The sequence below is a fragment of the Slackia sp. genome (assembly GCF_977041755.1).
Map to the genome: position 1 here is coordinate 1 of NZ_CDRRGL010000090.1, position 7,656 is coordinate 7,656.

Here is a 7,656-nt window from a genome sequence, read left to right on the forward strand (position 1 = left end):
GCGACGCTGACAACCCGGATGTCATCTCCGAGTTCTTCGTCGACATGTCCAAGCCGGGCATCTCGCTGTCCCCGCTCACCAAGCTGGGCCTGCGTATGGACTCCTGCTGCGAGGTCTACCTCGACAATGTCGAAATGGAAGAGAAGGACTTCTTCGGCAAAGAGGGCAACGGCTTCAACCGCGGCGTCGCTGACTTCAACTTCGAGCGCTGGCTCGTTGCTGCATGCGACTACGGCACGGCTATCTCTGCTTTCGAAGATGCTGCCAAGCATGCTTGGGCTCGCGTTGCCTTCGGCAAGCCGGTCGCTCGCTTCCAGCTGAACTCCCTGAAGTTCTGCCACATGGCCATCAAGCTCGACTCCATGCGCAACATGCTTTACGAAGCTGCTTGGAACGCCGACACCAACCTCGGCGGCGACGTCGACGCTGGCCAGGCTGCAATGTGCAAGTACTTCTGCGCCAACGCTTCCTTCGAGGTCGTTGACGACGCTATGCAGGTCATGGGCGGCATCGCAGTTGCTTCCGAGCACCGCATCAACCGCATCTGGCGCGACCTGCGTGTCGACCGCGTCTCCGGCGGCACCGACGAGATGATGATTCTCACCGCTTCCAAGAACGCCATCAAGGCGTATCGCCAGTAATTCGCATCGTATGGCCCCGTCGTGGGCGGGGCCGTGCAGCGTTTACGAATAACGTGAGGCGCAAGTCGCCTCGCATTTGGGGAAATCTCAATGGGTGCGCCGTGTGAGGGCGCGTCGCACCCTGAGAAACGAGAAAGGACCAGCAATATGGCTGCCATTCCTACCGAAAAACCGAGCTTTGGTGTTCTCGACGACGTCAAAATCGTCTTCGCTGCAATGGAGGAAGCTATTCCTCGCGCTTGCAACATCATGGCTGACTGGGGTGCCGATGTTACGTGGCTCGAGAACACGGGCTATGGCGACACCGTTCGCGATGCTAAGAACGCTGCTCAGGCCGAGCGTCGTAACTGCCGCTCCGTCGCTCTGAACCAGTTCACCCCCGAGGGCAAAGAAGTTCTGTTGAAGATGCTCAAGGACACCGACATCTTCTTCGAGTCCTCCAAGGGCGGCACGTGGGAGCGCAAGGGCTTCACCGATGAGGATATGTGGGCCGTTAACCCCAAGCTCATTATCGTCCACTGCTCCGGCTATGGTAAATTCGGCGACCCCGACCGCGTCAAGCGTCCTGCCTACGACGGCACTGTTGGCCCCTACGCCGGCTTCACCTGCCAGAACGGCACCCCTGAGCAGCCGATGATCACCATGCCGTACTCCGGTGATTACATCAACTCTTACCTGCTCATTGCAGCTTCGCTGGCTGCCCTGCGCAAGGCTGATCGCACTGGTCAGGGCGAAAGCATCGACTGGGCAATGTATGAGGGCATCATGTATATGAGCCAGTACTACCTGGTCGACTTCCTCAACGACGGCATCAAATGGCCTCGCGCTGGCGCCCGCAACCAGAACCTCTGCGGTATTGGCGTTTACAAGTGCAAGGACGGCTTCATCGCTTTGAACCTGTTCGGCATTCGCCAGAACAAGTGGATCATCGAAGAGCTCGGCCTGGGCGAGCACTGGGGCACCCCTGAGCTGCCTGAGGACACCGCTTCCCTGTGGCTGTCCATGCCCATCGCTGAAGAGTTCGAGAAGCGCCTTGAGGCTTGGCTGCTTGAGCGCACGAAGCTCGAACTTGAGGATATTTTGGCCGAGCATGCCATCGCTGCTCAGAGCGTTTACGAGTTCGAAGACATGGTTGCCGACAAGCACATGGCTGCCCGTGGCAACTTCGTCGAGTGGGAGACCAAAGACGGCGACACCTTCAAGGGCCTCTCTCCCATGCCTCGCTTCGAGCAGACTCCGGGCCAGATTTGGCGCCCGATGCCTGCCCAGGGTGGCGACACCATGGATACCCTCACCAAGCTTGGCTACACCGCCGAGCAGGTGCAGGAGCTCGCTGAGAAGAACGTCGTCAAGATCGGCGAGAACTAAGCGGGATTTCGCGATTTTCATCGCGGCGTAATTGCTGATGTGGCCCGCATTCGTGCGGGCCACATTTAAAACTGGGGATTTTTACCAGGAATTTGGGGGAAAGGTTTTAGCGCATGGCAACTATTGTGGGAAACCAGAATTTGGCTGACATGTGGGAATGGCTCGCCACTAACAGGGGGTCGCATACCTTCCTTGAGTTTCATGGCAAAGATGGCTCGCAGCGCGATTTTACCTATGCTGACTTCAATGCATACATCAATCGCGTTGCGAATCTTCTTTGCTCGGTCGGCGTGACCGCTGGCCAGAATGTGGGCGTGCAGCTCTACAACAGCCCCGAGCACATTGCGTGCTGCATGGCGTGCGCCAAGCTCGGCGCGGTGGCGGTGCCCATCAACATGCAGCATACGCTTGCCGAGTGCGTGTATGTGTTCGAGAAATGCGACGTTTCGGTGGTTATCGCCGAGCCCGATTGCCAGTGCTACTACTGCGAAGGCGTGGAAAGCTGCATTGCCGGACCACTTGGCGGAGAACCGTACCCTGTGCCTACGTTGTTCATTGCGCACGCGGGTGACGAAGAACTCTTCGATGCGGCGCGCGACTTCGACGCGGAAGTCGCTGAGCAGACAAGCGAGCTTTCGGTTTCGACCGACATTGACCCGCTCGATACGGCCATGATTATTTTCACCTCGGGTACCACGAGCGACCCGAAGGGTGTTGAATTAACCCACGCCAATATGCTCTATGGCGGCTACTACGGCGATTGGCAGTGCAACCTTTCGCCCGACGACCGACTGCTCACGACCATGCCGGCGTTCCATTCCAATTTCCAAACCGCGGCGCTTATGCCCGTGCTTACCTGTGGCGCGACGCTCGTTTTCGTCGAGAAATACAGCGCGCGTCGCTATTGGTCGCAGGTGCGCGAATTCGGCGCCACCGCTCTGCAGCTCGTCGCCATGATGGTGCGCACCCTTATGATGCAGCCCGTGGTGGAAGGCGAGCGCGACCACAACGTGAAGTCGGTGCAGTATTACCTGGCCATCGAGGAGCCTGAGAAAGACGAATTCGAGAACCGCTTTGGCGTGCGCCTGCAGAACTGTTACGGCCTTACCGAGTCGGTGTGCTGGGTTACGACTGACCTGCCGTATGGCGAGCGCCGCTGGCCGAGCGTGGGCCGCAGTGGTCTGGGCTATGACGTGCGCGTGGTCGATTCCGAGGGCAATACGCTTCCCGCCGGCGAGGTGGGCGACATCGTCTTCCACGGCGAGGTGGGCGTTTCCCTTATGAAGGGTTACTACAACGACGAGAGCGCCACGAATGCTTGCGTTGACTGCAAAGGTTGGATGCGCTCGGGCGATAAGGGCTATTTCGACGAGGGCGGCTGGATGTATTTCGTCGATCGCAAGTCCAACATGATCAAGCGCGCTGGCGAAAACATTTCTGCTTCTGAGGTTGAAGAGGTTCTCAATACATTCCCTGGCCTTGCCGAGGTGGCGGTTATTGGCGTCGATGACCCGGTTCGCGACCAGGCGGTGAAAGCGTTCCTCGTGTTCGAGCCCAACGTCGAGCCCGATGTTGAGGCCGTGCTTGAGCACTGTCGCCACAACTTGGCGCATTTCAAAGTTCCAACCATCGTAGAGGTGGTGGATGCACTTCCCCACACGAGCGTGGGGAAGTGTGCGAAGAAGCTTTTGCATTAAACGGGTTTCTTCATATAAATCAGTTGTTTGCTGAAAGGGGAGGACATTGGCTATTTCAACTGAGATCGTAGGTAAGACCTTCGGGCCCTTCGTGCGTGACTACACCTTCAAAGATTTGGAGATTTGCGCGCTCGGATGCGGTGCTGGCTGGGACGGTCGCGTTGACTTGGAATACGTCAACGAGCACGACGCGAAAAACCCCGACCTGAAGGTTCTCCCGATCTTCGCCGTGCCGCTGACCGTGAACGAGGAAATGACGACGACGCTCGACTACGGCTTCGACTATTCCGGTTCGCTGCATTACGGCATCGACGTGCATTTCCATGCGCCGTTCAAGATGTCTGACCACATTGAGACCTATGTGACCCAAGAGGCCATTTGGGACCGCGGCGAGGGTCGCGGCTCGCTCTCGAAGCAGGTGGGCAAGTCGTATTCCGCCGACGGCACGCACCTGTGCACGGTTGATACCTACGACTGCTGCATCTATGACGGTGGTTGGGGCGGCGAGCTTCCTCCGAAGGACGCTGTCGATTACCCCGATCGCGAAGCCGACTTCGCTTACGAGGAAACCTACGGCTACAACTGGCCGCTCGTGTACCGCATGATGGGCGACTGGCATCAGCAGCACATCGACTGGTCCTACACCGAGCAGACTGGCCTTGAGCGCCCGATCGCCCACGGCGTGAGCAGCGCGGGCGTGGCGATGCGTCACGTGATTTCCCTGCTGTTCCCGGGCCATCCCGAGGCCATGACGCGCTTCAAGTGCCGCTTCACTTCCCCCGTTCTGCCTGGCGTTCGCCTGCGCACCGTGGTGTGGAAGACGGCCGAGGGCGAGGCAAGGTTCCGAATGGTCAACGCCGACGCTCCCGAATCGAAGCCGTTCCTCAACAATGGTATTGTTGAGTGGGATTCCGAGCGCGCATAGCATTCGCGCACAGCATTTCTTGTGAGTGTGGGGCTCGCCGGAGCGATTCGGCGGGCCCTCTTATAGACGATTACGTTTCAAAGGAGGAGCGATGAGTAGCATTAAGAAAAAGACTCAAGTTGTGAGTCCGCCTAAGAATGACAGCGATATGGCCTGCGAAAGCAGCGATATGGCTCGCGAAGAGATTTTGCATCAGGCGAGCCCCGACGTGCGCACGCAGCGCGCGTACGTTGAAGAACATGGCAAATGGTCGCCCGAGCGCGTCGCCCGATATGTGAAGCGCAAGGCGAAAAAGACCATCGACGACGTTGCGATGACGCCGTTTTTGCGCAAGATCGCGATTTTCTCGAGTGGCGGTTCATTCTTGGATGGCTACGTGCTTTCGCTTATCGGCGTGGCGCTTACGCAAATTACCCCCATGTTCAACCTCACCGCGTCCGAATCGGCCGCTATTGGCGCGTCGGTTATGCTGGGCATTCTGGTGGGCACCATTGCCGGCGGCTATCTGACCGATGCCATCGGCCGTAAGAAAATGTTCATAATCGACCTGGTTGCCATTGCCCTCTTCTCGATTCTGAGCGTTTTTTGCAGCAATCCGTGGGAGCTTGTCGCGGCGCGCTTCTTCATCGGCGTGTTCGTAGGCGCCGACTATCCCATTGCGACTTCGCTTATCGCCGAGTTCACGCCGAAGAAATACCGCAGCATTTCGATGGGCGCGGTGTCGGCGGCGTGGTATTTGGGCGCTACAGTGGCCGCGTTTGTGGGCTACTTCCTCTATACCGTGCCCGATGGCTGGAAGTGGATGCTCGGTTCGGCGGTTGTTCCCTGCATTATTCTGTTGGTTGGCCGTCACGATATTCCCGAATCTCCCATGTGGCTCGCGAAGAAGGGTCGCAAGGAAGAGGCTGACGAAATCGTGCACCGCGTGTTCGGCGAAGACGTCGAGCTCGAGGATGAGGAAGAGCAGCCGAAGACCTCGCTGCGCATGTTGCTGCATTCCGGCTACATGAAACGCATGGTGTTCATGGGCGTGTTCATTCTGTGCCAGGTGGTGCCGATGTACGCCATTTACACGTTCGGCCCCGACATTATGACCGCGTTCGGCTTGGGCGAGGGCCAGGAATCGATTTTGGGCGAGAGCGTCGTGAGCTTGTTCTTCCTGATTGGTTCTATTCCCGCGATGTTCTGGCTGAATTCCATGGGCCGTCGCAAGCTGTTGCTCATTAGCTTGGTGTTCATGGGTGCGGGCCTTACCATTCTTGGCGTGTGGCCCGCGGCACCGATTTTCGTTGTGGTTCTTGCGTTCGGCATGTACGCATTCTTCAGCGGCGGCCCGGGCATTCTGCAGTGGCTCTATCCCAACGAGCTGTTCCCGACCGAGGTTCGCGCTTCGGCTGTGGGTATCGCCATTGGCTTCTCGCGCATTGGCACCATTGTGTCGACGTACGGCACGCCGCTGTTCTTGGCTGCGTTTGGTGTTGGCCCCACGATGCTCGTGGCGGCGGTGCTTGTGGGTATTTGCCTGGTTATGTCGTGGTTCATTGCCCCCGAGACCAAGGGCAAGTCGCTCGCCGAGACGAGCGCGCTCGAGGGAATCGATTCGGTTTACAAGGCACGTTAATTCATGGACAAAGTTTTTTCGAACCCGGACGTGTATTGCGTTCGGGTTCCTTTCGTTAATTTAGGCTCGGGCGAGTCGAATTGCTACATTGTGCGCGACGGCGGCGATTGCTTGGTGGTTGACCCGGGTGCGGCCAATGAAGTGGGTATGCGCCGTGTGCGCAATGCGCTCTTCGAGCTTGGCGTGGCGCTGGGGGAGTGCAAGGTGTTTTTGACGCACACGCACTTCGATCATGCCGAGGCGGCGCGGGTGCTGTTTCCCGAGGGCACGTGCGTGTATGTATCTGAGGTGGGCTTCGAGGAGCGCAGCCCTATTCGTGCCGAGGCCGTGCGCGAGCTGTTCGTGCGGCGCATGCTGAAGATGGGTGCGACGCTGGCCGATGCCGAGGAATATTCGCGCAACGATTACGAGCCCACGTTTCTGCCGGCGGGCGCGTTCGACTACCGTTTCGTGCGCGAGGGCGACGAGGTGCATGTGGGGCGCTTCGTGTTCGACGTCGTTGAGGTACCGGGGCATACGCTCGATTTGGTGTGCTTGGTGGGGCGTGACGGCGCGCCTTCGTTTACGGGCGACGAGGTGATTTTCGGCACCACGCCGAGCGTCGATGCGCCGTTCGATGGCGAAGATGCGCTTGCGCTGTATATGGAGGGGCTTGGCATGAGCGGCGATGGTCCGCAGCGGCTTGCCCTGTGGCGTTCCGACGGCAAGCGCGTGTTCGGCGCGAGCGGCATGCAGTCGGAGCGCTTCGGCGAGAAGCGCTTCTTCGGTTCGGGCGGGCGGCAGCTGCATGGCCCGCGTGGCGCGCGCGTGCAGGAGCCCGATGAGCTGCAGCTTGGTAGGGTCGATGCGCGCGTGCAGGTGGCCGATGGGGCTGTCGGTGCCGGTGTGCATGAGCACGACGACTCGCAGCCGCATGGCGTTGATGGAGAATGGCTCCAACACGTGCACTGGACGCTTCCCGGACATGGCGAGGGATTCGGCGGACAAACGCTGCGTTCGCGCGCGGCCGATATCGTGTCGCGCAAGCTGCGCCATTGCGACCGCATGATTGCGACCGCACGCGAGTGCCCCGGCATTGGTGGAGAAGAGTTGGCACGGCGTTCGCTCACGCAGAAAGATGAGGCCGCCTGGCGTGCGGCGCCTTCGATTTCGCGATACTACTCTATGCTCGAAGCGTTCGTTGGCGTGCGCTACCTGGAAAACCAAGGCAAGCTCCGCCGTGAGGAAGTCGACGGCACCTGGCGATTCTATGCGTGTTAGTGCGGGCTTGGGGTTGGTGTCTGCGGGAACCTGTTAAACGCTACGAGCATTTAACAGGTGGCGGTCGTTGGCGGGTGGCGAGCGTCCCACGCGTGGCGGGCATTTCGCAGCGGGGAGGCGTCCGGTAGGTTTTCGGGTTTCGAA

6 protein-coding genes are annotated in these 7,656 nt (G+C 59.2%); all 6 read left to right on the forward strand.

Annotated features, from left to right (window positions below):
- Positions 1 to 641 (forward strand): acyl-CoA dehydrogenase family protein (locus ACWI8T_RS07020; protein ID WP_449138430.1); only part of this gene is annotated, 641 nt, incomplete at its 5' end.
- A gap of 147 nt (positions 642 to 788) precedes the next feature.
- Positions 789 to 2,009, forward strand: coding sequence for an L-carnitine CoA-transferase (gene caiB, locus ACWI8T_RS07025; RefSeq protein ID WP_288169851.1), 1,221 nt, complete (start codon positions 789 to 791; stop codon positions 2,007 to 2,009).
- 113 nt (positions 2,010 to 2,122) lie between these two features.
- Complete coding sequence (locus ACWI8T_RS07030) at positions 2,123 to 3,706, forward strand: AMP-binding protein (protein WP_449138431.1); 1,584 nt, start codon at positions 2,123 to 2,125, stop codon at positions 3,704 to 3,706.
- Positions 3,707 to 3,752: 46 nt separating this feature from the next.
- Positions 3,753 to 4,631 (forward strand): MaoC/PaaZ C-terminal domain-containing protein, encoded by an 879-nt coding sequence (locus ACWI8T_RS07035; RefSeq protein WP_449138432.1) that lies wholly within the window; start codon positions 3,753 to 3,755, stop codon positions 4,629 to 4,631.
- A gap of 148 nt (positions 4,632 to 4,779) precedes the next feature.
- Complete coding sequence (locus tag ACWI8T_RS07040) at positions 4,780 to 6,252, forward strand: MFS transporter (protein ID WP_449138433.1); 1,473 nt, start codon at positions 4,780 to 4,782, stop codon at positions 6,250 to 6,252.
- A 3-nt stretch (positions 6,253 to 6,255) separates the two neighbouring features.
- The gene (locus tag ACWI8T_RS07045; protein WP_449138434.1) at positions 6,256 to 7,512 is read left to right on the forward strand and encodes an MBL fold metallo-hydrolase; all 1,257 of its coding nucleotides are present in this window, start codon (positions 6,256 to 6,258) and stop codon (positions 7,510 to 7,512) included.
- Positions 7,513 to 7,656 lie beyond the last annotated feature (144 nt).